This is a genomic window from Natranaeroarchaeum aerophilus (assembly GCF_023638055.1).
Taxonomy (GTDB): Archaea; Halobacteriota; Halobacteria; order Halobacteriales; family Natronoarchaeaceae; genus Natranaeroarchaeum; species Natranaeroarchaeum aerophilum.
In genome coordinates this window covers 1-23,484 of sequence record NZ_JAKRVY010000006.1, presented here as the reverse complement: position 1 = coordinate 23,484, position 23,484 = coordinate 1, and the positions used below count along the sequence as shown (strand labels likewise).

The 23,484-nt window shown below is 57.9% G+C and carries 17 protein-coding genes; 15 read left to right on the top strand and 2 right to left on the bottom strand.

Going from position 1 to position 23,484, the window contains the following annotated elements:
* Positions 1-67 precede the first annotated feature (67 nt).
* From AArcSt11_RS11045 to AArcSt11_RS11015, 7 genes are all read left to right on the top strand, one after another.
* A complete protein-coding gene (locus AArcSt11_RS11045) occupies positions 68-1,042 on the top strand; it encodes an aldo/keto reductase (RefSeq protein ID WP_250597074.1) in 975 nt (324 codons plus the stop codon).
* A 1,786-nt stretch (positions 1,043-2,828) separates the two neighbouring features.
* A complete protein-coding gene (locus AArcSt11_RS11040) occupies positions 2,829-4,553 on the top strand; it encodes an ABC transporter substrate-binding protein (protein ID WP_250597073.1) in 1,725 nt (574 codons plus the stop codon).
* A 25-nt stretch (positions 4,554-4,578) separates the two neighbouring features.
* Complete coding sequence (locus tag AArcSt11_RS11035) at positions 4,579-5,601, top strand: ABC transporter permease (RefSeq protein WP_250597072.1); 1,023 nt, start codon at positions 4,579-4,581, stop codon at positions 5,599-5,601.
* Positions 5,598-6,626 carry an ABC transporter permease gene (locus AArcSt11_RS11030; RefSeq protein WP_250597071.1) on the top strand — a complete coding sequence of 343 codons (1,029 nt, stop codon included), beginning with the start codon at positions 5,598-5,600 and terminating at the stop codon, positions 6,624-6,626. The genes AArcSt11_RS11035 and AArcSt11_RS11030 overlap by 4 nt, the downstream gene beginning before the upstream one ends.
* Complete coding sequence (locus AArcSt11_RS11025; RefSeq protein ID WP_250597069.1) at positions 6,623-7,669, top strand: ABC transporter ATP-binding protein; 1,047 nt, start codon at positions 6,623-6,625, stop codon at positions 7,667-7,669. The genes AArcSt11_RS11030 and AArcSt11_RS11025 overlap by 4 nt, the downstream gene beginning before the upstream one ends.
* Positions 7,666-8,742, top strand: coding sequence for an oligopeptide/dipeptide ABC transporter ATP-binding protein (locus AArcSt11_RS11020; protein WP_250597067.1), 1,077 nt, complete (start codon positions 7,666-7,668; stop codon positions 8,740-8,742). The genes AArcSt11_RS11025 and AArcSt11_RS11020 overlap by 4 nt, the downstream gene beginning before the upstream one ends.
* A 95-nt stretch (positions 8,743-8,837) precedes the next feature.
* Positions 8,838-11,039: a glycoside hydrolase family 3 N-terminal domain-containing protein gene (locus AArcSt11_RS11015; protein WP_250597065.1), complete on the top strand. Its 2,202-nt coding sequence runs from the start codon at positions 8,838-8,840 to the stop codon at positions 11,037-11,039.
* A 64-nt stretch (positions 11,040-11,103) separates the two neighbouring features.
* Here AArcSt11_RS11015 and AArcSt11_RS11010 read toward each other — a convergent pair whose 3' ends face one another.
* Positions 11,104-12,180, bottom strand: a complete 1,077-nt coding sequence (locus AArcSt11_RS11010; RefSeq protein WP_250597063.1) for a TrmB family transcriptional regulator — start codon at positions 12,178-12,180, stop codon at positions 11,104-11,106.
* Positions 12,181-12,792: 612 nt separating this feature from the next.
* On the opposite strand from AArcSt11_RS11010, the gene AArcSt11_RS11005 reads away from it, so the two are divergent.
* On the top strand, positions 12,793-15,177 hold the full coding sequence (locus AArcSt11_RS11005; RefSeq protein ID WP_250597060.1) for a glycosyl hydrolase: 2,385 nt from the start codon (positions 12,793-12,795) through the stop codon (positions 15,175-15,177).
* 591 nt (positions 15,178-15,768) lie between these two features.
* Here AArcSt11_RS11005 and AArcSt11_RS11000 read toward each other — a convergent pair.
* On the bottom strand, positions 15,769-16,014 hold the full coding sequence (locus AArcSt11_RS11000) for a DUF7861 family protein (RefSeq protein ID WP_250597058.1): 246 nt from the start codon (positions 16,012-16,014) through the stop codon (positions 15,769-15,771).
* Positions 16,015-16,129: 115 nt separating this feature from the next.
* On the opposite strand from AArcSt11_RS11000, the gene AArcSt11_RS10995 reads away from it, so the two are divergent.
* Genes AArcSt11_RS10995 through AArcSt11_RS10965 form a run of 7 tightly spaced genes read left to right on the top strand, consistent with a single transcriptional unit; the run spans position 16,130 to position 23,170 of the window.
* Positions 16,130-18,478, top strand: coding sequence for a type II/IV secretion system ATPase subunit (locus tag AArcSt11_RS10995; RefSeq protein ID WP_434803500.1), 2,349 nt, complete (start codon positions 16,130-16,132; stop codon positions 18,476-18,478).
* The gene (locus AArcSt11_RS10990) at positions 18,471-20,363 is read left to right on the top strand and encodes a type II secretion system F family protein (RefSeq protein WP_254714821.1); all 1,893 of its coding nucleotides are present in this window, start codon (positions 18,471-18,473) and stop codon (positions 20,361-20,363) included. The genes AArcSt11_RS10995 and AArcSt11_RS10990 overlap by 8 nt, the downstream gene beginning before the upstream one ends.
* Positions 20,360-21,103, top strand: coding sequence for a DUF7289 family protein (locus tag AArcSt11_RS10985; RefSeq protein WP_250597054.1), 744 nt, complete (start codon positions 20,360-20,362; stop codon positions 21,101-21,103). The genes AArcSt11_RS10990 and AArcSt11_RS10985 overlap by 4 nt, the downstream gene beginning before the upstream one ends.
* Positions 21,096-21,545, top strand: coding sequence for a DUF7266 family protein (locus tag AArcSt11_RS10980; RefSeq protein WP_250597053.1), 450 nt, complete (start codon positions 21,096-21,098; stop codon positions 21,543-21,545). The genes AArcSt11_RS10985 and AArcSt11_RS10980 overlap by 8 nt, the downstream gene beginning before the upstream one ends.
* Positions 21,545-22,240 carry a DUF7263 family protein gene (locus AArcSt11_RS10975; protein ID WP_250597052.1) on the top strand — a complete coding sequence of 232 codons (696 nt, stop codon included), beginning with the start codon at positions 21,545-21,547 and terminating at the stop codon, positions 22,238-22,240. Before AArcSt11_RS10980 ends, AArcSt11_RS10975 begins: the two co-directional genes overlap by 1 nt.
* The gene (locus AArcSt11_RS10970) at positions 22,233-22,643 is read left to right on the top strand and encodes a DUF7262 family protein (RefSeq protein ID WP_250597051.1); all 411 of its coding nucleotides are present in this window, start codon (positions 22,233-22,235) and stop codon (positions 22,641-22,643) included. Before AArcSt11_RS10975 ends, AArcSt11_RS10970 begins: the two co-directional genes overlap by 8 nt.
* A complete protein-coding gene (locus AArcSt11_RS10965; protein ID WP_250597050.1) occupies positions 22,640-23,170 on the top strand; it encodes a DUF7261 family protein in 531 nt (176 codons plus the stop codon). The genes AArcSt11_RS10970 and AArcSt11_RS10965 overlap by 4 nt, the downstream gene beginning before the upstream one ends.
* Positions 23,171-23,484: the final 314 nt, after the last annotated feature.

Below are 23,484 nucleotides of genomic sequence, written 5' to 3'. Positions count from 1 at the left end.
ATCATTCATTTCAAAATGGCTCATGCCTGGGTCCTCTCTTTTTTAGCTCGGTCACGAACGGTTGTGTATGGAGTACACTACACTCGGCTCCACGGGCATGGAAGTCTCGAAGATCTGTCTCGGCTGCATGAGCTTCGGTAGTGAAGAATCGTGGATGCTCGACCGGGAGGAAAGCCGCGAGTTAATCGAACGAGCGATCGATCTCGGAGTGAACTTCTTCGATACCGCCAACGCCTACTCCGATGGGGAGTCCGAGGAGCTTCTTGGCGATGTCCTCGCCGAGTATGACCGCGACCGACAGGTCGTCGCGACGAAGGTCCGGTTTCCGGTCGGCGACGAACATCCGCATGCGGCCGGCCTCTCCCGGAAGACGATCGAGCAGGAACTCGAAGCCAGCCTCGATCGACTGGGAATGGAGACCATCGATCTCTATCAGACTCACCGAATAGATCCGAACACTCCACCGGAAACGACGCTTCGAGCACTTGATGATGCGGTGCGGCGCGGGGACGTCCGGCACGTCGGAACGTCCTCGATGTGGGCACACCAACTCGGCCGTCGTCTGCGGATCAGCGAACGGGAAGATCTCGTCCAGTTCGAGACGATGCAGAACCACTACCACCTCGCCTATCGGGAGGAAGAACGAGAGATGTTGCCGCTGTGCGATCGCGAAGATATCGGGGTGATCCCGTGGGGGCCACTCGGTCAGGGCTTCCTCACTCGTCCGTTCGATGCGCTCGAACGTACCGACCGTGGCGATCCGGACAACCACCATAACCCGACAGCCGACTACGCTCGTGGGGGTGGTCGGGAGATCAACGAACGCGTGGAGGAACTTGCCGACGAGTACGGCGTCACGATGGCTCAGGTCGCACTTGCCTGGCAGTTCCAGAACGAATACGTGGATGCCCCCATTGTCGGCACGACCTCGGTCGAACATCTGGAGCAGGCAGTCGAGGCGCTCACAATCGATCTCTCGGAGTCCGACGTAAAGTATCTGGAGGAACCGTACGAACCACAGCCAATCGTCGGTCACGAGTGACGCCGTGCGTGCGGTGATCAGGGGGGAGCCCCAGTGTCACCGGAGGGACTTTGCAATACTCCGAGTAGATAAGATCGATATATAAAAGAAAGTTTATATTTCGGTGTGTCAAGGATGTGGTTGTCGCTACGATATAGCTGTCGATCAGTCGTACTGTTCATCCTACTGTACGACAAACCACGGTCGTCAGTCTCAATCCATAACCGCCGTAAATAAGCTCAAACAAGTTGGTGGGACCGTTGCAGTCAATTAGGTAGCTGGCGTGTTGCCTGCTATAGCTGGGATATCTGTCGTACTCCGTACCGGATGAGTTTGATTGGGGAGATTGTGCATTAATCTTGTGAGATATAAACAATATATTGAGGTACTGTACTATATCACGAAATCAAAAATAGTACTGACTTCTGTCACAAAAATCGTTGATTTGGTCAATTTCAGGTAATTTGTGACCCGGTCCCCAGCTTGAACTCCTCTGCTATACAGCAGCCAAATATTGTGGCATTCTTGCAATTATCGCCGTATTTGCGCAATCGCCAGTTGTTCAAGACAGAAAAAATATGATTAATGGAAAATGACAAAAATAAATGATTGGATTTAAAATACTGGAGTCTACAGATAAGCAAGGCGATTGCCTCGGGGTCGTTCGAGAGAGCGAAGCCCTCTCGTGATGACGAGACGCTCTGCGTCTCGAACCACTTGACCCCGAGGCGGTTCACCGGAAATAGCTGCAATTCGATCGAGGGACACTGTTCGTTTGCACGGATACGTGAGCTGTCCCGGATATCGAGTAGCTGTCGATCCTGCGGCTGAACCGGCCGCAATAAATTACAGACGTATGCATGTAAATCCTGCACAGGGTATGAACACCGTCAGGAACTCATTACGGGCATATGTCTGTAAACAACTTCTGTATTCGCGTGACAAGAATATTGGTGGGATTGCCTCCCTGTTTTATTCGTGAGAAGTCCGGTCGATAACCGACAAAATGTATAGCTGACGGATGTTGGTTGTGTTCCGAATTCGCGTCTTACACTGTTACCGTAGTAGCCTGCACAGTGCGATTGCCACGACCCCTCTGCTCAATCGCGGCTCCCTCTCTTGCGTTCCATTGTTGTCCGGTGTACCTGAGTCACCTGTCGAGACTGGTGTTCGTTACTATTGCAAGTCATCAACCCCCAACAGTCTACAATAAACATTACATAACTAATATTATATTTTTGCTTTTTGGATCACATAATCTAAAACCGCAATACATCAACCGTCCAAAACCATATCTTAAATTATGTGTTAGGAGCTATTAGACATTTTTATTAAAATATCGGTTTGGACATGCTTATATGCTATTAGAGAGCTACAGACTTCTTGATGCCCTTCTAAAGGCCCGCTGACTACAAAGGTAATATTCATATCCTATCTTATAGTATTGCTGTTGAGTCAACCCCCCGCCACGCGTGTGACTGCAACCGATATCCCTCCTCAACTAGAATCTCCAGAGCTCCTGACGACGATCAGATCTATGAGGCAAAACAAGCACGGTCGTGAACGTGAGTTCCGACATCACCGGTGTAGTTGTCCCGATTTTTCGGCGTACCGCTATGTACAGACACTGCTACTCCAGGTACCGGAATGGACCCTACTGTGAACAGTCGGATAACGACTAAGGAAAATAATTATATAGTATGACTATGAACACCTATATGCAATGGGAGACGAAAGCATACCAGCCGATAGAGCAGTCGCATCGAAAAAACGCAGGAGGGTACTTCAAGCTGCTGGACTAGTGGGTGTGTCCAGTCTTGCGGGATGCTTCGGTAACGGCGATGACGGGCCAGGAGAGGAGGAAGAACTCCCGGACCCATCGGAGACTGAATTCGTGGACACGGAGTTTGTGACGCCGGTCGTCGTCCCGCCACAGAACATGCAGTTCAATCCATATAACGACAGCAACTACCCCTGGCGCCCGGGCCTGGTGCTGTTCGATGACCTTGTTTATCTGGAAAAACTCGACAACACGTTCCGGCCCGGCGCCGTGGCTGATTGGACGGTCACGGAGTCGGATGTCACACTGGAGCTCCGTGATGGCCTCACCTGGCATAACGGCACTGACATTACCGCCGAGGACTTGGTTCGGAAGTTGAAGCTAGAGATCCACGACGGGAGCAATCTCGGGAACTACGTTGACCTCGACACAATCGTAGCCTCGGACGATTCCACCGTCGAGATGGAGTTAGAGCAGACAGTGGGCGAGGAGATGTTGCTCAACTTCTTTATGGAGATTACACTGGATACTCCTGCGGAGTACTATCAGGAGTTTCTGGAGGACTTCGAGGATGGCGGCGAAGGCGAGAACGCGGACGGTGAAACACTCGGCGAATTCACGATCGAAGAACCGATCGGGAGCGGGCCATTCGCCTTCGAACAGACAGTCGAACAGGAGCTCCATCTCGAACGGTTCGAGGACCATCCCGACGCCGACAACATCAATTTCTCCGGATACCACTGCCGGTTCCTCGATACGAACGAAGGGCGCTGGCAGGAACTTGAGGCCGGCGAAATCGACGGCCTCCATACTGTGTTTACGCCGCCCCATATCGTCGACGGGTTCCCGGATCACGTCCGTGAATTCCTTCTTGAATCCAACTTCGGAATGGGGATCCTCTGGGACCACGATCACAAACACTTCGGGCAACGGGAGGTTCGCCAGGCGATCGCCCACGTTATAGATCGTGAGACGGTAGCCTCGAACGCCGGCCCCAACACCGAAGCGCCGGTGAGCACGCCGTCGGGAATCCTGGGCAATCACGACGGAACAGCCGACGAGTGGCTCGGTGACCACGCTGATGGCTTTAACCAGTACGAAGTGGATACCGATCGTGCAGCGGAACTGCTCGAAAGCGCCGGGTTCGAGCGCGAGGATGGCACGTGGGTCGACGAGGACGGAGACGTTCTCGAGTTCCCCGTGAAAGCGCCGTCCGGCTACAGCGACTGGGTCGATGCGATCCAGACGTTCAACGACGCTCTCAACGACTTCGGCATCGAGGCGGAGTTCGTCTCCCGGGACGAAGCCGCGTTCTGGGGCCAGGACATTTATGGCGACGAAGGCTTCGATGTTGCGCTTCACGAATGGGCGAATGTCCAACGCCATCCGTACTTTAGTCTGGAATGGCTCCTCGATAGCTGGGATACGGAGAACGTTCGGAACTACGATAATAGCGAAATCGAGTTGCCCCCTGTCGGCGAAGAGAGCGGCTCCGAAACGTTCGTCCCGGAAGAGGATCTCCAGGAACTCGCTACAGCAGCTGATGCCGAAGAGGAACGCGAGTACGTCCAGCGGCTTGCATGGGTCGTCAACCAGGACCTCGTGATGTTGCCGGTCATGGAAAAGCAGGATCAGTCGTTCATTTCCAGAGATCGGTTCATGGCTGCCTCGACGGATGATCCGGACGCACACGTCGACTTCCCGACAACCTACCTCGTCCGAAAAGGGAAACTCGTTGCCAGAGAAGAATGAACTGCCAGTCCACTCCAAGTAACGTATGAAACGATATCTCGTGGAACGCACCGGGCAACTGGTGGTCACCATCTTTGCAGTGATGTCGCTGACGTTTTTTTTGATTCGGGGACTTCCAGGCGGACCTGCGGATGCAATACGGGCTGATCTCATCCAGAACAACCCTGAGATGAGTACCGACCAGATCAACCGGCGAGTCGAGGCCCAACTGAACGTCATGCCCGACGCCCCGCTCCACGAGCAGTATGTCTCCTACGTTGCTGCACTACTCCGTGGAGACATGGGGCAGTCAATTTCACAGGGGGCGCCGGTCACCGAAATCATCGCGAGCGCAGCTCCGTGGACGATCTTCATGATCGGAACCGCTGTGGCGTTCGCGTTCGTGATCGGGATCTCGGCTGGTGCCATCATGGCCTACCGCGAGGGAACGAAATTCGATACCAACTCGACTGTCCTGGCGATCCTGATGAACTCCATTCCCGATTACATCTACGGGCTGATCTTCCTCTGGGGACTCTCGTACCAACTGGGCGTCTTCCCGACTGGAGGACGATTCTCCAGCACGACCGAGCCGACTGTCAATCCGCTTGCACCGGTGGAGACGTTGACGTTCTTCGGTGACGCTCTCTACCACGCCGCGTTGCCGATCACGTCGATTGTGTTCGTCGCCTGGGGCGGCTGGGCACTCGGGATGCGTGGGAACAGCATCCAGGTGCTCGGCGAGGACTATCTCCGTGTCGCTCGTCTCCGTGGGCTCCCACAGCGACGGATCGCGTTACGGTATGTCGGTCGCAACGCGATCCTTCCGATGTACACGTCAATGCTGATCACGATTGGGTTCCTACTCGGCGGATCGATCATTATCGAGCAGGTGTTCGCGTATCCGGGAATGGGCTACTACATGATCGAAGCACTGCAGCTACGCGATTATCCACTGATGATGGGTGTGTTCCTGATCATTACGATCACCGTCGCGCTCGGCGTGTACGTTGCAGACCTCACGTACGGCATGATCGATCCACGCGCCAGCGTAGGTGATTCACAATGAGCAATCGAACTGACTCGGTCGACCTGCTGGAGAGCACCGAGGCAATCGAAACGGTCGCTGACGAAACACTGGACAGACGCGAGCGGTGGGCACTCACCATTGAGCGTAGCCTTCTTGCTCCAGCTCGAATCGTCTGGGCAGATATGCGGGCTCGCGTCGGTATCGTAATTATCTCTCTGTTCGTCGCGATGGGCGTGATCGGCACGCGTATCGTCGACGAACCGCGAACCAACCAGGGAGAACGTCTCGAACCGGCGTTTCAGAGTCTCGCACACCCGCTTGGAACGGACGCCGTTGGGCGTGATGTTCTCGGACAGATCGTCCACGCCACACCGAACATGCTGTTGATGATCCTTTCAGGCGGGCTGTTCGTTACGGTGATGGCGACCGTTGTCGGGACAACTTCGGGCTATCTCGGCGGAAGTACGGATCGATCGATCATGGCAGTTACTGATATTGTGATGACGATCCCTGGACTGCCACTCGTCGTGATTCTGGCCGCAGTGCTGACACCAACAAACCCAATCGTAATCGGCGTGATCCTGACGATCAACGCATGGGCTGGTCTAGCACGGGCCATTCGATCACAAGTCCTGACGATCCGGAGGAGCCCTTACGTCGAAGCATCGAAAGCAATGGGGATGTCGACGGCATCGATCTCACGACGTGACATTCTACCGAACATCATGCCGTACGTGCTGATCAACTTCGTCAACGCGGCACGAAACGTCATCTTCGCATCCGTTGGTCTGTACTTCATCGGTGTGCTCCCCTACGACGGCGTCGTCAACTGGGGCGTTATGATCGATCTGGCCTACCAGGGCGGTGGGCTCCAGTCGATGGCGGCAGCACACTGGCTGTTCGCCCCGCTGATCACGATTACCCTGCTTTCGTTCGGGCTAATCATGTTCTCACAGGGTACAGACCGGATGTTCAATCCACGTGTCCGCGCTCGACACTCGACGACGACGAAGACCGACGACGAGGACGGAGCAGCATCGGCACCCACAGGTGATCACGCATGAGCAAACAGGAAGAACTCGACCAGACGACCGGTAGCCCAGACCCGATCCTTGAGATTCGCGATCTGAACGTTTATTTCGAGATGGACCGCGGGAGATCGCGGGTAATCGACGACGTTGATCTCGACATCCAGCGAGGCGAGATCATCGGGATCGTCGGTGAATCCGGATCTGGGAAGTCGATGCTTGCCTCCTCGTTGCTCGATGCGGTCGTCGAGCCTGGCGTCACTACTGGCGAGGTAACCTATCGGACGACGGACGGTGAGGAAGTCGACGTGCTCGACCTCCCCGAGGAGGAGCTCCGGGAGTTCCGCTGGGAGCAGATCTCGATGGTGTTCCAGGGGGCGCTCTCCTCGTTTAATCCGACGATGGCGATGCGCGAACACTTCGAGGAGACCCTCGAAGCGCACGGGTACGCCGTCGACTCGGGGATGGAGCGCGCGGCAAACGTGCTGAGCGATCTGTATCTCGATCCAGACAGAGTGCTGGACTCGTATCCACACGAGCTGTCCGGCGGGATGAAACAGCGGGCGCTGATCGCGCTGGCACTCGTGCTGGAGCCGGAGGTGCTCGTGATGGACGAGCCAACAGCAGCACTCGATCTGCTTATGCAGCGCTCGATCGTGAGCCTGCTATCGGAGATCCGTGACAAGTACGATCTGACGATGGTGTTTATCACCCACGATCTGCCGCTGGTCACGAAGCTCGCGGACCGGATCGGCGTCCTGTACGCCTTCGAGCTCGTGGAGCTTGCGGACACGGAGTCGATTCTCCGGGATCCCGCACACCCATACACACGAGCGCTATTGAATGCGACGCCAAACCTCGATGCGCCACTCGAAGAGATGCGCCCGATCGAGGGCTCCGCACCCGACCCGGTGAACGTCCCGGCGGGCTGTTCCTACCACGAGCGGTGCCCGCTGGCCACTTCCAAGTGTGAACGCGATCCACCGTCGTTCGAGCGGATTAGCGAGACTCAGGAGGTCGCCTGTCACCACTGGGAAGACGTCGACGAGATCCCGCTGACCACGGAGGTCGACCAATGAGCTCCGACGAGACGGTCGTCTCGCTGTCCGGTGTGGACGTCCACTTCGAGTCCGAAAGCGGCAGCCTCAACCCATTCAAAGATCCACAGACGGTTCGGGCTGTCGACGACGTCGATCTCGAAATCGCCGAAAACGATGTTATCGCCATCGTTGGGGAATCCGGCAGCGGAAAGACGACGCTCGGGAAGGCCGCGGTTGGACTCCAGAAGCCGACGAACGGAACGATCAGCTATCGGGGACAGGACATCTGGAAAGCACAGAAACGTTTCTCGAATCCGGATATTCCGTTTTCCGAGATCCGTCGCTCGCTCCAGATCATCCATCAGGATCCGGAGTCGTCGTTGAACCCCCACAAATCGGTTCGATCGTCCCTGGAACAGCCCCTGAAGAAGTGGCAAACGAGCCTCGGACCGGAAGACAGAGAAGCCCGGATCCTCGCCATGCTCGAAAAAGTCGGGATGTCGCCCCCACACGACTACGCGGAGCGATACCCACATCAGCTGTCCGGCGGCGAAACCCAGCGTGTCGCTCTCATCCGGGCCCTGCTGATGAACCCCGATCTCATACTCGCCGACGAGGCCGTGTCGGCGCTCGATGTCTCCTTGCGCGTGGAGATGATGGATCTCATGTTGGATCTGCAGGACTCGTTCGATACGTCGTACCTGTTCATCAGTCACGACCTCTCGAACGCGCGTTACGTGGCCGAGCATGCGGATGGGTATCTCGGCGTGATGTATCTCGGCGAACTCGTCGAGTTCGGACCCGCAGAGGAGGTCCTGCAGAACCCACAACACCCCTATACCAAGGTGTTGCGGTGGGCGACGCCGTCTCTCGAGATCACGGATGCGACGGAGCCGCCGGTTCGGACGATTGACATTCCGGACCCCGTGGATCCGCCCTCGGGATGCCGGTTCCACACGCGATGTCCGCACGCGACCGCGCACTGTCGTGACAACGCACCGAAGAGCCGATCGACTGACGTCCCGGAGCATCGCACTGCGTGCTATCGCGTCGACGAGCACAGCGAGTACTGGAATGCGGAACCGCTGGAGGGTGCCAGCCTTGACCGATAATCACGTCGCTTCGGATGTCGGGCGGGGGCCGGATACAATCCGTGCCCCCCGACGCGACGTACAGCCTTGCGAACACTACATACGGTAACAACACAATGGATACCAATACCCAAACCAGACAGAAGCGAAACAGTATCGATATCGAGGAGAAGCTCGATCAGCTCAGCCTCCGAGAAAAAGCCGGACAGCTTGCGGGAACGTACGTCGGAACAATGGGTGAAACGCGCACCGTAGAGGATGTCGTTGAGCTGATGCGAGAGTATGGGCTCGGATTTGCAACGCCGTTTGGCTACGGTGCTTCGCCGATCAGAGACCCAGTTGAAGCTGCTGAAACCGTAAACCGACTCCAGCGGATCGCTGTCGAGGAGACGGAGCATGGTATCCCGCTGGCTGTGCCGGTCGACGCGATTCACGGGAACGCCTACCTTCAGCAGGCGACGATCCTTCCGCACAATGCTGGGCTGGCGGCCACACGAAACCGAGAACTTGCTACTGAGGTTGGGGAGCTGACGGCGACTGAAGTGGCAGCGACTGGTGGGAAAGTCACGTACGGGCCAACCTGTGATGTCGCACTGGACCCACGCTGGGGCCGAACGTTCGAGAGCTTCGGCGAGTCGCCGTATCTGTGTGGTGAGTTCGCCGCGGCGAAAGCCCGTGGCGTGTCCACAGCAAGCGAGCCGGTCGCGGCCATGGCAAAACACTTCCCGGCATACGGCGACCCCAGTCGGGGCGAGGACGCAGCGCCGGTCGATAAATCACGGTCTTCGATCCGGCGTGATTTCCTTCGCGCGTTCGAGCCCGTCCTCGACGCCGGGATCGATGCGGTGATGCCGAGTTACAACTCGATCAACGGTGTACCCTCTCACGCATCCTCGCATTTCCTTCGGGACGTTCTTCGCGACGAGATGGATTTCGACGGCTACGTCGCCTCGGACTGGAACGGGGTGAACATGCTGCACGAGCACCATGGCGTTTCAAGTGATCGCCGCGGATCGATCAAACAGTCGATCGAAGGAGGCGTCGACGTACACTCGCTCGGCGAGGGCGAACATGTCGAACACGTCGTCGACCTCGTCAAATCCGGTGAAATCGACGAGGCGCTCGTCGACGAGGCTGTCCGTCGTATCCTTACCCTCAAAGACGACCTTGGACTCTTCGAGGATCCGTACGTTGATGTCGACCAGGTGGCGACAACGCTCGGGCGTGAAGAACACCAGGATGTCAATCTCGAGGCGGCCCGTCAGTCGATGACCCTGCTGCGAAACGAGGAGGAGACACTCCCCTTCTCGACGGATCTCGACGAGGTGCTCGTAACCGGCCCCAACGCCGACGAACTTTCACACCAGGTCGGCGGATGGAGTCTCAAACCCGATGAGGGCCTCGAGGGTGAGACGGTACTCGACGGCGTCGAATCCATCGTCTCCGATGACACGACGGTAACGTACGAACGCGGCTCGGGAATCCGAGCGGAAGATGACATCGAAGCGGCCGCGGCCACTGCTGCGGACGCCGACGCTGCGGTTGTCGTTCTCGGTGAGAACTGGTACCTCCACGAATTCGGACCACAGGATGTTACCGGGCCGACAGGAGAGTTCCCGAAACGGACTTCGCTCTCCTTACCGTCCGCCCAGCGTGAACTGCTCGAAGCGATCGTCGAGACGGGGACTCCCGTCGCTCTCGTTATGATCGCCGGTCGGCCGCTCTCGATCTCCTGGGCAGCCGAACACGTCCCCGCGATCGTCCAGGCGTACTATCCCGGTAGTGCGGGTGGCCGTGCAGTGGCAGAAACAGTCTTCGGAGAGATCAATCCGAGCGGCTCGTTACCGGTGTCGGTTCCCCGGTCGACCGGCCATCTTCCGGTACGGCACAACTACCTTCCCGGGCCAACGCCAATCGGCGCTGACGAACACGAGTCCTCGTACGATCCGCTCTGGGCGTTCGGACACGGACTCTCCTACACGGAGTTCGAGTACCGGTCGCTCGAAACTGACATCGCTACCGTCAGCAGCGACAGCACGGTCACGGTCGATGTCACGCTCGCGAACACCGGTGATCAGGCCGGCGCGACGGCAGTCCACGTCTTCGCCAGCCGGCCGGTGAGTTCCGTCGTTACCCCGGCCAAGCAACTGGTCGGATTCGACCGCGTCGAGCTGGCCCCCGGCGAAGAACAAACAACCTCGCTGGAGGTCGACGCAGAGCAATTCACGGTCGTCAGGCCGGATGGGGAGTCGGTGCTCGAACCGGGTCGCGTCGAATTGTCGTGCAGTGAGATGACTCGCACTCTCGAAATCGAATAGCGCTGCTGCAGGAGCGATTCAGCGTTCGGATCGAGAGTCGGTCCCTCCGCGGGGCTGCTCGTTCTCAACCGCTGTACTCGATGTTGAGGACGTCGACCCGTCGCGCATTGATATCCTCGAAGACCGCAGCCCAACCGCCCACACTGACCATCTCGTCACCGGTATCGATGACCATCGTTGCATAGGTCGCCAGTTCGGTGAGAGACGGTTGGTGCTCGTCTATCTGTTGCTGTGGGTAGGTCATCGACTCCACCCGTCCAGTGATGGTGATATCGGAGTTGGTTCGGATCTCTGAACCACTGACCTGGATAATTACATCGAAACCGTCCGCCTGTACTACCGAATAGAAATCCCGCAAGAATTCTTTGAGACTTACGTAGGCTATCGTTGTCGGGTCGTCCCGATACACAGTCGGATACAGGTTCCAGAGGCAGGTCAGAAAGTACCAGTGGAAAATGAACGGAAGGATCCGATCGTGGATCAACACCCCGTAGGTCTCGTCGGACCGACTGTTCGGGGCGAAACAGACCCGGTGTCGATCGAGAATAACCAGGAAGGGGCCGGGGATCGAACACGCGCGAAGTTCAGAGACAGCCCCTTCGAGCATCTCGTCCTCGATCGGTATATCACCGTGATCCGGGAGGTATAGCGTCGTCCTGACGATAACACCCCTGTCTCGGGCATCCTGCAGTTCCGGGAGCAACTGTTGCAGTTGGGCAGGGGTCGCAGCGATTTCGACGACTGTATCCGCATCTTCGATCCCGGCGAGTGCCTGCTCGACCGCGCTCTTGGGATGTTTCGTGACACTGATCCGATAATCGACGGTGTCCGGCTCTCGATACCGTTCCTTGATGTCGTCAGCCGCGTCCGTCAACAGCTCCCCCCGCGACGCCAGATCATCGAACACCGTTTCCGGTGGCTCCGGTTGCGCGTACAACTTTTCCTGGTCCATCGTCTCGATATACTCACGTTCCTCTAGATTCCGAAGGACATCGTATATTTGAGAGGATGGCACAGAGCATTTCCGTGCGATTTCGACGGCTGGAGCCGCACCCAGATCGAGCAACGTCAGATACGCGTCCGCCTGATACTCGGTTAGTCCGGCGTACTTCAACGCTTTCCTGACGTGTTCGCGGTCCATATCTGATCGTTGTCTCGGGATGGGAAAATTCTATGGTATTACATCTCATAGACACCTCACACATTGCTCCTCGATTAGTGATTCCTTGATAGCTGTGCGCACGGGACTACAGAGTACGTTTCGGCACTCGGAAGCCAGACAGGGCCCCGTGGAAGTTGGCCATGCCTCATCGGTTACTACAACGGTGCAAAACGTACAAACAGAGGATGGTCGTCGAACCAATGATGAGGAGATTAAAAAGCATAATTCCGCGGGTATACTCATCGAAGGACCCAAACGCGAACGAGAACGCCGCCAGACTGAGAAGGAGTACATTCACAGCGAGTACCCCAAACCAGATGGGTCTGTATGCACAGACGTGCTTCCAGAAACGGTCGCCGAATGAGTCGGCAGTGTCCATTGCTACTGTGTAGGGAGTATCGGCTTTTTGTTTTATCGCTTTGGTTGGACAGCAACACCGTCTCTGTTCTCGGATACAGGGGTGTATTCAGATACACGGCCCTCCGTGGTTTGGTACTAGCTCGTGTGATTGACGTGACTGCACTGCCAGTCGGGTTGGCGATGCCGATATTCCGAATGATTTATATTAACTGTATATGTACATATTGATTGATGCAGAGATACATCAGCCGCCGTTACCTCTTAGGAGCCAGTGCTACAGGTCTAACGGCTACGATTGCGGGCTGTTCGAGTAACGGGACAGACAACGGCGAGCCAAGCGACGAGGAGTCCGCTAACGGCGAACCGGGCGACGAAGAGTCGGAGCAGGAAAGTGATGAAGACGTTGTGTCAGTTGGCAATGCCAGCTACCGAACGACGAAACCAGCCGATAGAGGTCAGCCACCCACAGAGGTCTATGTCAGCGAGGAACGTCAAGGCGATCCCCTTCCGACCAATAATTGGTGGGGAGCGCTCATGTGGGAGGGGCACCTACTCGACAACGACGCGTTTCTCTGGAGCCACCCACTCGTGAGTTCGACTGGCGAGCAGGGGTTCGTATTCGGCGGTCAGGGTGACTGGCACGTCGGGGACGGACCAGCCGGCCCGAACTTCGCGACGCGTCCGATCGAGCTCGCGGCGACCGTCGGCTTCGAGGGGGCGGAGTTCGAGGAGTCCGTCGTGACCGACTGGACGGACTGGTCAGTCTCGTTCGCGATGGAGAGCCCGAACGGGCGGATCGATGCGACGCTCGTTCGAGGGTCGCCGTACGTGTACTTGCGCGCAAACGGCGACGACATCAGTATTGAATTCAACGAAGCGGATGCTGACCCAGTCGTCTGGGCAGATACTGACTCAACAGTCGGCCTCAGCGTCGACAATGCTCACTACGGGCTGTACGCCCCCTCCGATGCGGAGTTGTCGTTCGATGGCGACGAAACGTTTGCCTCGTCGCTCGGCGACGGCGATTACCTGACGATCGCGTTGCTGCCCGAGGGGAATGAGGACACGCTCGAAACGTTTGGTGAGTACGCTCACGCTCACGTCGTCGATACACAACTCGAATGGAAGTACGACGAAGACGCGAGCGAGGTCCACACGACGTACCAGTTCGAGACAGAAGCGATGGAAGGCGACGCATCGGGGACGATCACGGGTATGTTCCCACATCAGCACAAGTACACCGACGAACAGTCGCTCGGATACACGTACGAATCGCCACGCGGGACGCTGCAGACGATCGAGACCAGTTCGTACCGCGTCACGCATACCTACCCCGGTATCCTTCCCCATCTGCCGGATGTCGGTGGATACGACGACGAGCGTCTCGCTTCGTATCTCGCCGACGAGACGAGCAGGCAGATCATCAGGCCCGGGCTCGAAGGCGATGGGGAGGGAGCCTACTGGGCGGGGAAGAACTTCAACCGCACGAGTGATCTCATCGGTATCGCACAGCATCTCGACGACGCGGACCGATCCCAGCAGCTCCTCGATGCGATGCAAGAATATCTCGAAGATTGGTTTCAGGCAACCGACGAAGACGGCTCACTTGCCGACTCTCGCGTCTTCTATTATAACGAGCTATGGGGCACACTGATCGCGTATCCAGCTCTCCACGGCGCGCCCGAACTGCTGAACGACCATCACTTCCACTACGGCTACTATATTCGTGCAGCAGCCGAAATTGCGCGTACTGACCCGGAGTGGGCCAGTGAGTCCGAGTGGGGAGGGATGGTAGACCTGTTGATCCGGGACTATGCGAACCCCGATCGTGACGACGATACCTTTCCGTTCTTGCGAACGTTCGATCCCTACAGTGGCCACTCGTGGGCAGGCGGTCCATCCGGGGGTGTCTTCGGGAACAACCAGGAATCAAGCTCTGAGGCGATCAACGCCTACGCGGCGATCATTCAGTGGGGCGAGTACACGGACAACGAGGAGCTTCGAGACCTCGGCGTCTTCCTGTACACTCGGGAGGTAAACGGCGCTCGTGAGTACTGGTTCGACGAGGACGGCGACTCCTTACCGGAGTTAGAGGACTGGCAGTTCGACCAGGCGACGATGGTCTGGGACAACGGTGTCGCGTACACGACATGGTGGACTGACAATCCCGAACCAGTTCACGGCATCAACTGGTTGCCGGTCGGCGGCCACTCGCTCTATCTCGGACTCAATACATCGTATGCTGATGCCAACTACCGAACTGTCGAGGATGCCGTCGATGGTAACTTCTCGTACTGGGAAGACGTGATGTGGAAGTATCGAGCGCTCTCGGATCCGGACGACGCAATCGAACAGTTTGACGCTGACGGTGAGGAGTACGATCCCGAGTTCGGCACCTCACGAGCCCACACCTATCACTGGATCGCTACTCTGGGCGAGATTGGATCACCCGATCCGACGGTTACCGCTGATGCCCCCCTGGCAGCCGTCTTCAGCGAGGACGATGAGCGCACGTACGTCGCATACAACGCCGGCGAGGAAGACAGAACAGTTTCGTTTTCAGACGGAACGACAATCGAAGTCAGTCCACACGAGCTGAAAACCAGCCACCAATAGGCTGCAAGCCGCCCCCAGTCCAGTACCCGGTACGCATACTGGACACCAAATTCACGTTTCACTATAGATATAGGATTGAATAATTAACAGTTATAGCACATGTTAGTTTGACCCGGTCGGGAAGATCACGAGACAATATCGTGAATTGCCAGAAAACAAGTAGAGTGCTTCTACAGCGATTTGAGGGAAAATTATACGTTATTCCTGCCGACCGAAGGTCGGTCCCAGCCAGCCGTCAAAACATAGGCTTTGAGCCCGATAACCGCGTTATTAGCCCAGAACGAGGAAGTCTGTCGATCACCTTGCACAACCCAAAATCCTAAACACTAACCACCATACAGCGCTACGATTTTATGCCCAACAATCCGATCTTCGATTTATTCAGTGCTATAGCGTAGTGGAAGGTTGTACCCTCTGTTGTGCATACAAACCGGCTGTGTTAACGTGTATTATTTCAATATATTCTTGCAAAGTTATTATTTGGTGGGTGGCGTTGTAGTCAAGCATCGAAAGTCATCTGGAGTCCGGTGTTACCGATTGTTCCACAATCTTTCCCGTGATAGTGTCAACCGGATCAACGAGGTATTTGTTTCACCCTCCGCGTTTCCGGTACCAGACCCGCTCGCCGACGGGAGATTCTCCCTCATCGATCGCCAGCCGGCTCACGAACAGGTCTCGGATAGCGAACGTCACGATGAGCTCGACAGTCTGGCTGTCCTCAGTACGGACCTCCACGATACAGTGACCGTCTCGTTCTATGACCCGCTCGATCGTTCCGACGGACCAACGGTCGATGTCGTGTGTTGGCTTCTTGGCATGGATTCGGTCGTGTGGCACAACCAGATGTTGGTGACGGGGGTGCTTGGTGCTGCCGGGAGCGTACTTTCTGCCTACTTTGAAAGCACTATTGAAATACTAAAATTTAAGTTAGAAAAAAGAGCATAGAATTCCTATGCACGAGGGAGCATCGCTGGAGCTGACGACCGATCCCGCCGAGTCTATGACTCGCTCGGAGGGGGCCGTCCCCCCGCCGCTATCGCCTGATGATTCGGAAGCGTGGTACGCTCCGAACGTTCGGGAACAGTACGAGATCCATCCCGGGGTCGTTGCAACGATCCGGGAGCACAACAACGAGTTCAGGTACGAGATCCGAGAGCCGTCACTGTCAGAGACGGATCGGAAACAGCTCGAAACCGTCCGATCACATTTCGAGGATGCGAACCTTGCCCGTCCACTGACCAGGGAGGGAACGATCGAACGAATGGATCAGGGGTTTGATCCGAAATATCGTGACGTACTTCGACGATTACTCGACTGTTCCACTCCGGCACGACGCCGTCTTTCCTATCACATCCTCTGTGAACTCCGTTGTCTGGGAGATCTCACGCCGCTCGCACTGGACGAGCGGATCGAGGTAGCAGATAGTTCGGGTGAGCAACTCGTCGTTCACACCGAAAACTACGCGCCTGCAGGAACCCCATTTTCCCCGAGCCCGGAGTACATCGATCGGTTCGTCAGCGAACGGCTCACGACCTATCACGTCGAGTTCAGCGGGTTCGAGATACCGGTCGTAATTTATCGGGAGAACCTCCTCGGGCGAGACTCGTTTACGACGAAGTACGCCGTACAGGAGCCCGATCTGTTGCCGAACGACGAGGCACTGGTCGCGGAATGCAAAGAACGGATCTGGGAGGCAAACGTCGATGGCTTCGTTGAGGACCGAGAATCGTTCGTTCGGGACCGCGCCCGGCGGGTCCTCTCCAGATTACTGGCTGCGCGGCGTACACGCGCATGGCCTGACGCCGTCCGTTTTCGTGCCCGGAGCGCGCTCGCTGAGTACGACCTTGCAGTCCCGCCGGTCGACAGCCGGTACTCCGACGACCGACTTTCGGATATGATCTACTACGTCCTCCGCGACTATGTCGGTGAGGGGAAACTTACAGTTCCGATCCGCGACCGCCATCTCGAAGATATCGAGGCCAACCGCGTGGGCGAACGGATCAAAGTCGTGCCGCGGGCCGACGTGGGTCACGGCGACCGGATCCCAACGAACCTCCGGTTCGAGGACGAAACGAGCTTTATTAATGTCGTTACACAGTTGGCGGCCGCAGACGGGACCGAGTTGAACGCCTCGAATCCTAGCGCGAAAGTGAACCTCTCTCCCGATGGCGTTGATGACGAGGTGACGATCCGCTGTGCAGTTGCGCTCGGCGTGATCAGCGAGGACGGTCCTCATATTTCGGTTCGCAAACAGGCACCCGAAGCGATGACACCGATCGACCTGATAGAGCAGGGCAGCATTTCGACTGAACTCGTCGCATTGCTATGGATGCTATACGAGCAGCACTCCGTCGTTCTGTTCTCCGGAGCAACTGGCGTTGGGAAAACAACCCTGATGAACGCCCATATGCCGTTTGTCGACTTCCGGGATCGGCCGATCAGTATCGACGAAGGCTCCCGCGAAGTCCGCTTGCCACACGAGACTGGTGTCTCGCTGACCACGCGAGAGCACGAAAACGAGTACAAGCAGGTGACGATGGCCGACCTGATGACCGAGTGCAACTATCTCAATCCGGACGTCGAAGTGATCGCAGAGATCAACACCGCCGCGAGCTTTGAGACGTTTGCCGAATCATTGAATACCGGCCATGGAATCATCGGAACCACTCACGCCGAAAACGTCGAAAAGCTCGTCAATCGGGTCGTCGAACAGGGACTTCCTCCGTATCTGCTGCGCGAAATCGATCTCGTCATTTTTCCAAAACACGTTGGCGGACACCGATACGTCGGTACCGTTATCGAGTTTCTGTCTCCTGAGGAGTATGAGCAGGTCGGCGGTGAGTGTGGTATCATCGACAAGGAGGGTACGGAGGTCCACTGGAACCGGATCGGGGGTCGAAACGAACGGGGAGAGTTCACCTTCGAGTATTCACATCCGAAACTGGAGACGACGAGCGATGGGCCGCCCGAGGAGTGGCCACACCACTCTGCCCGGCAGCAACCGATCCTCAACGACTCACGGTTCGACGGCGACACGTCCGGACGTACAGCGTCTACCGACCCCGAAGATACACGAGAGTGTGGGCTCCGGACATTCCATTCTATTGCCAACAGATCCGATCGCCCGGTTGCGGCCGTCGAGGCGGAGTTCCATCGAAAGCACCGGTACGTCCGCTATCTTCGAGAAGACGGCGTTGACGAGTTTACCGAACTGTTCGAGTTCCTCGCCGATCTCCGTACCAACGAAGCCGCAACCGTCGAACGAGCGAGTGCCGATGCCGTAGGGGATACCAATGGGTAGTTCGGCATCGGAGTCAGAGCGTCGTTCCCGGAGTGCCCGGCGGCTTCCGACAATCGACCGTGGCCTGTACGCACTGTTCTCCCGACATGCGGATCGCCGCCGACACGATACGGATCGTCGAAACTATCGCGGCACCAATATCCGTACGAGTTTCGGCGTGTATCTTTCGCGAGTATACGCTGTCTCGTGGCTCGCGTTTGTGATCGTCTCTGTCTGTGCAACGCTGGTCATGCTCTCGGTTTCGTCGTTCCCGATCGAGAGCGCGGGATCAGTACCGCTAATTTCTGTACTATCGAATATCCAACGGCCGTATCTCGCAGTCGGGCTAGGAGTCGTCGCCGGAGCGGTTGCGAAGTACGCGGTCATCCACCTCGGCGGTCAGTACCTCCGCTGGACAGCGAGTGCACGACGGACGGAGATCAATCACACGCTCCCCGGAGCAGTCCGATATCTCCGAGTGCTCTCAACTGGGAGTGACAATCGACGCGGCATGCTCCGGAAAGTCGCCGCAAACCGGGACGCCTACGGGCAGACAGCAGTCGCGTTCCGGAAGGCGTTGAACAAGGCAGCGTTGACCGGAAGCCTTGACCGAGGGCTACGAATCGTTGCCCGTGATACACCGTCCCGAAACGTCCTTGCCCCGTTTGTTCTGAAGTTCCGGGAGCACGCCGAGCAAGGTGGCGAAGAGCTAACGAGTTATCTCCGGATGGAGAGCAGGATGCTATCGCATCAGCAATCCCGGGCCCGGGACCGCGCCGAGTCGTTTCTGGAGCTACTGGCGGAGCTGTTCATCGTGTTGCTGGTACTACCGGCACTCCTCGTCATCGTTGTCACCGTGTTGAGCGTTCTCTCGCCGGGGCTCTCCGATCCGATCGGTGCTCCCATAGGGACTGTCACTGGCCAGCAACTCCTCATCTATGGGAGCGCCGGATTCGTCCTCATTACTGGACTGGTTGCCGCAGCGCTCGTCTCGCAAGTTCGCCCACACGATCACGCCGAGCCCAGTTATAATCGTCCTCCGGATATCGTCGGGCATTTCGTTACTGCAGGCTCGAACCCGGCAAGTGCATCGGTCGTCTTTGCCCCCCTCGCAGTACTGGTCGGAGCGGCGCTCTATATGAGCCGCGTAACGCCGATTAATGTCGTGTTGCTGACCTACGTTTCGTGGACCGTCCCGGTTGGGATCGTTGCAGTGCGCCGTGCACGACGTAACGAGGCGAAAGATCGGGAGATAAAGGACTTCATCCATGCGGTTTCGGGCCACGTCAAACTCGGCCGTCCGTTTCCAGAAGCGGTCGCGCGTGTCGCGGCCGATGTCGACCTCGGCGCGCTCGACGATGACGTCAAAACCCTCGCGTTCAACGCGAACCTGACGACCAAAGACGGAAATCTGCGAACGGACGCACTCGACTCGTTCGTCGATCGAATCGGGACGCCGATGGCCGAGCAGACGATCGGGCTCGTGACCGGCGCACTGGAGGCGGGCGGCGATGCGGAGGATATCTTCGAGACGTTACAGACCGAGGTTGGTCGGCTGCATCACGAGAAGCAAGCGCTCCGCAACGCGATGCTGGTTTACGTCACGGTCGGGTGGACGACGGCGTTGTTAATTATCGGGATCATGGTCGCGGTAGACAGCTATGTCATCGACGGGTTTGCTCAGCTATCTGCAGTTTCCGAGCCCACCACGGGCGTCGCTATGGACGCCTCGACGATCGACCCTGAGCGCGATCAGTTCCGGTTTTACGTCGTGACACAGGCGACGATGCTCGCGTGTGGCTGGTTCGCCGGTGTGGCCAGCCGCGGCCTGTACGAAGGGTTGTTTCACTCGGGTGCACTGGTGTTTGTTGCATATCTGGTGTTTTCGGGGGTCGGGATAGTATGACACCGATAGTATCGGACGATCGCGGACAATCCAACGTGATCGGCGTCGCGCTCTTGCTTGCGATCACTGTTATCGGTATCGGAGGGATGGCTGCCGGGATCGGTGCGGTTATTGACGAGAACGCGGACGCCGCCGATGCGACGACCGTCGCGGACGGTTTCGATGATAGCCTCCAGCCGACATCGACGACGGGTCATCGGATCGGAGAGGTGCGGTTCACCAGCGGACAGGTCGGAATTGAGCCCCGACAGTTGCGCGTGCTGAACGAGACCGGTCCGATCGAGACAGTCCCGGTCGACGCACTGGTCTACAAGTCCGGAGAGACGCGTGTGGCGTACCACAGCGACGCTGTTGTGCGCGGAGCGCCCGGAAACGCGTGGTTCCGGACCGAACCACCGATCACTGTCGATCAACGATCGGAGGGCCCGATCGTGATCAGCGCGGCACAGTTGAATGCGAGCCATATCGGTATTGGTGGTAACTCCGATCAGCCAGTACAACTGGAAACGGATGTCTCACACGAGCGCCACGACCTCGGTACGGACAGCTACCGCATCGCCGTCGAGACGTCGACGCCAGGTCCGTGGGAACGGTATTTCGAGGAGACCGGTGCGACGGTCGAGACAACGGATCGCCAGTTCGCCGGGGATAGCGAGACGAGCGTCGTTGCCAGCGTCGATGGGGATCGAACGGCGTACTTGATCACCCACGACCTGCGACTGGAGGTGAGCCATGGCTGATAGGGCGGTGTCGGCCGTTGTCGGCAAAGCACTGGAAGCCTCGATCGTGATCATCTACATCGGTCTGCTTACGACGACGCTATACGCTGGGGTGCTCCCCGAGTACCGGACAGCCGCCGCGACGGAGGTGGCGGATCGGACGGTCGCTGACGTGAGCGGTGATCTACAGACGGCAGTTCCGTCGAGTACAGCCACGAACCGGACGGAACAGCAGGTTGATCTCCCCACTACAATTCGGGGCGAGACCTACTGGATACGCGTCCAGAACGGTGAAATCGTACTCGAACACCCACATTCGGATGTTGCTGAGCAAGCACCGATCGTCTTGCCTCGATCGGTCACATCGGTTGAGGGGGAGTGGCGAAGCGACGAGCAGCCCGTCATCACGGCCGAGCGGTCGGATGATACCATCGAGGTACGGCTCGAAACGGGTGAGCGATAATGCAGGGCGACTCGCCAGCCCGTGGTCAGGCCAACCTCGTGGCACTGGCGGTTGCCGTCGTCGTTCTTACTGCCGCACTGGGTGTCGGGCTCGCGATCGCAGATGGTGCGTTCGGCGACGCGGAGCGGGATGCGACCGAACGGGCGACCGCAGCGAGCCTTGCCGAGACGCTGGTGCATCCGGACTCCTCGCTCTCCGCCCGCCACAACGTCCTCAACGCTAGCGCTGTGGCCCAGTTCGAGTCACAGGATATCGATACCCGCCATACAGGACTCGAAGCGCACGACGTTACGGTACGACTGGACGACGAGACGCTCGCAACGACTGGAGATACGACTGCTGGCACGACAATCAGACGAGTCGTACTCGTCGAAGAGCGACAGTCGGCCACACGGATGCCGGGGCTATCGGGGGCGGGTGACCCCGCCGTGACGCTACCGCGCCGTACCGATCGAGTCGTTCTCACGCTCGATCCGAACGACGACACGACGGTGTCCACTGTTCGGATCGATGAACGGGTCGAACTGCACAACGAATCCGGACTCGCAGGTGAACACGAGGTAACGGTCTCGCCACTGGAAACGGCGACACTCGGGATCGAAGCGAACGGGGAGTTGTCCGAGGGCGACGTCCGGATCGAGTACTTCCCGGTTCGGACACGGTCGGCTGTACTGGAGGTGACAGTTGATGCGTGACGGCCGAGGACAGCTCTCGACTCCGGTTGCCGAGGCGGGCCTCGGCGTGATCCTGATATTCGCCGTCGTCTCGACGTTTGCCCTTGGTGTTCCCGCACCGGACACCCAGCAAGCCCAGCTCGATCTCTACGCGGAGGATACGGCGACAGTTCTTTCGGGAGAAGCCCCCCGACATCAGGACGCGACGCGTCTTACCGAACTCGCCCGGAGCGAGGACGCATTCGAGCGCGAGCACGAGCACGCCGACCGTCGGCTCGACGAGTTGCTCCCGGATAACGTGCTGTATCAGATCGAAACCGACCACGGTATCGCCGGAATGGAACGCCCCGGCGGCGTTCCCTACGGTAGCGCAACGGTACCGACCGAGCACGGGGACGTGACGATCAGAGTGTGGTATGCGTGACTGATCTCACTCCGGACGCACGGGGACAACTTGTCTTGCTGGCCGCGGCCGTGATCGCGTTTGCGCTGGCGACCGGCGCGCTGGCATACCTGCAGGTCGGTTCACATCCGGACATCGACCCGCGCAGCGAGGAAGGCTCTCCCGAGCGCATTGTGGGCGCGCTGGATCGGAGTGTCCACGACGCCACGGCATCCGTGCCCGAGCAGTACGACTGGGACGAGCGCGAGTCGGCAGTCGGTGAACTTGAAGACGACCTCGAACCGCGTGTCGAGACGCTCCGCGTCTCCGAACTGGAGCGATCAGTCGTGCATGAGATTGCTTACGACGAGACCGATGCAGCGACATGGGCGGCTGACGACTGCCCGAGCGGCCCGGATCGACAGTTCGGCGACTGTGAGGCGATCGGCGGGATCGTCGTACAGGAGCGGGCGGGGGGGACGCACGTACTCGGAGTGTCGTTCGAGATCCGGAGTACTTCGGAGCGGGTCACACACGAGACGAGCGTTCGAGCGACTGGCCAGCAGTAACTACTACCGTTCCAATTTTCAGTAGCTTTCAGTAGTACACCGTACAAAACGGGTACACTGCTGGACGACTGGGCCGCATCCATCACTACTATCCGAATTCGACTCGGGCAAGGCGACAGCAGGCGCTATGACAGCCGACCCACCACCAGTGGCCGCCTCAGCTTGATCGGGTTCGTAGGCAAGAACGCCACGCCCGAATGTGAGCCGCGTGCCAGCGTCAGAAGCGAGTTCTGACGAGGATCGCAGTCCATCGGACTGCTCACCAGCGGAACGGCCAGCTAGCACGATTTCAGAATCCCCCCTGTAGGAGGATG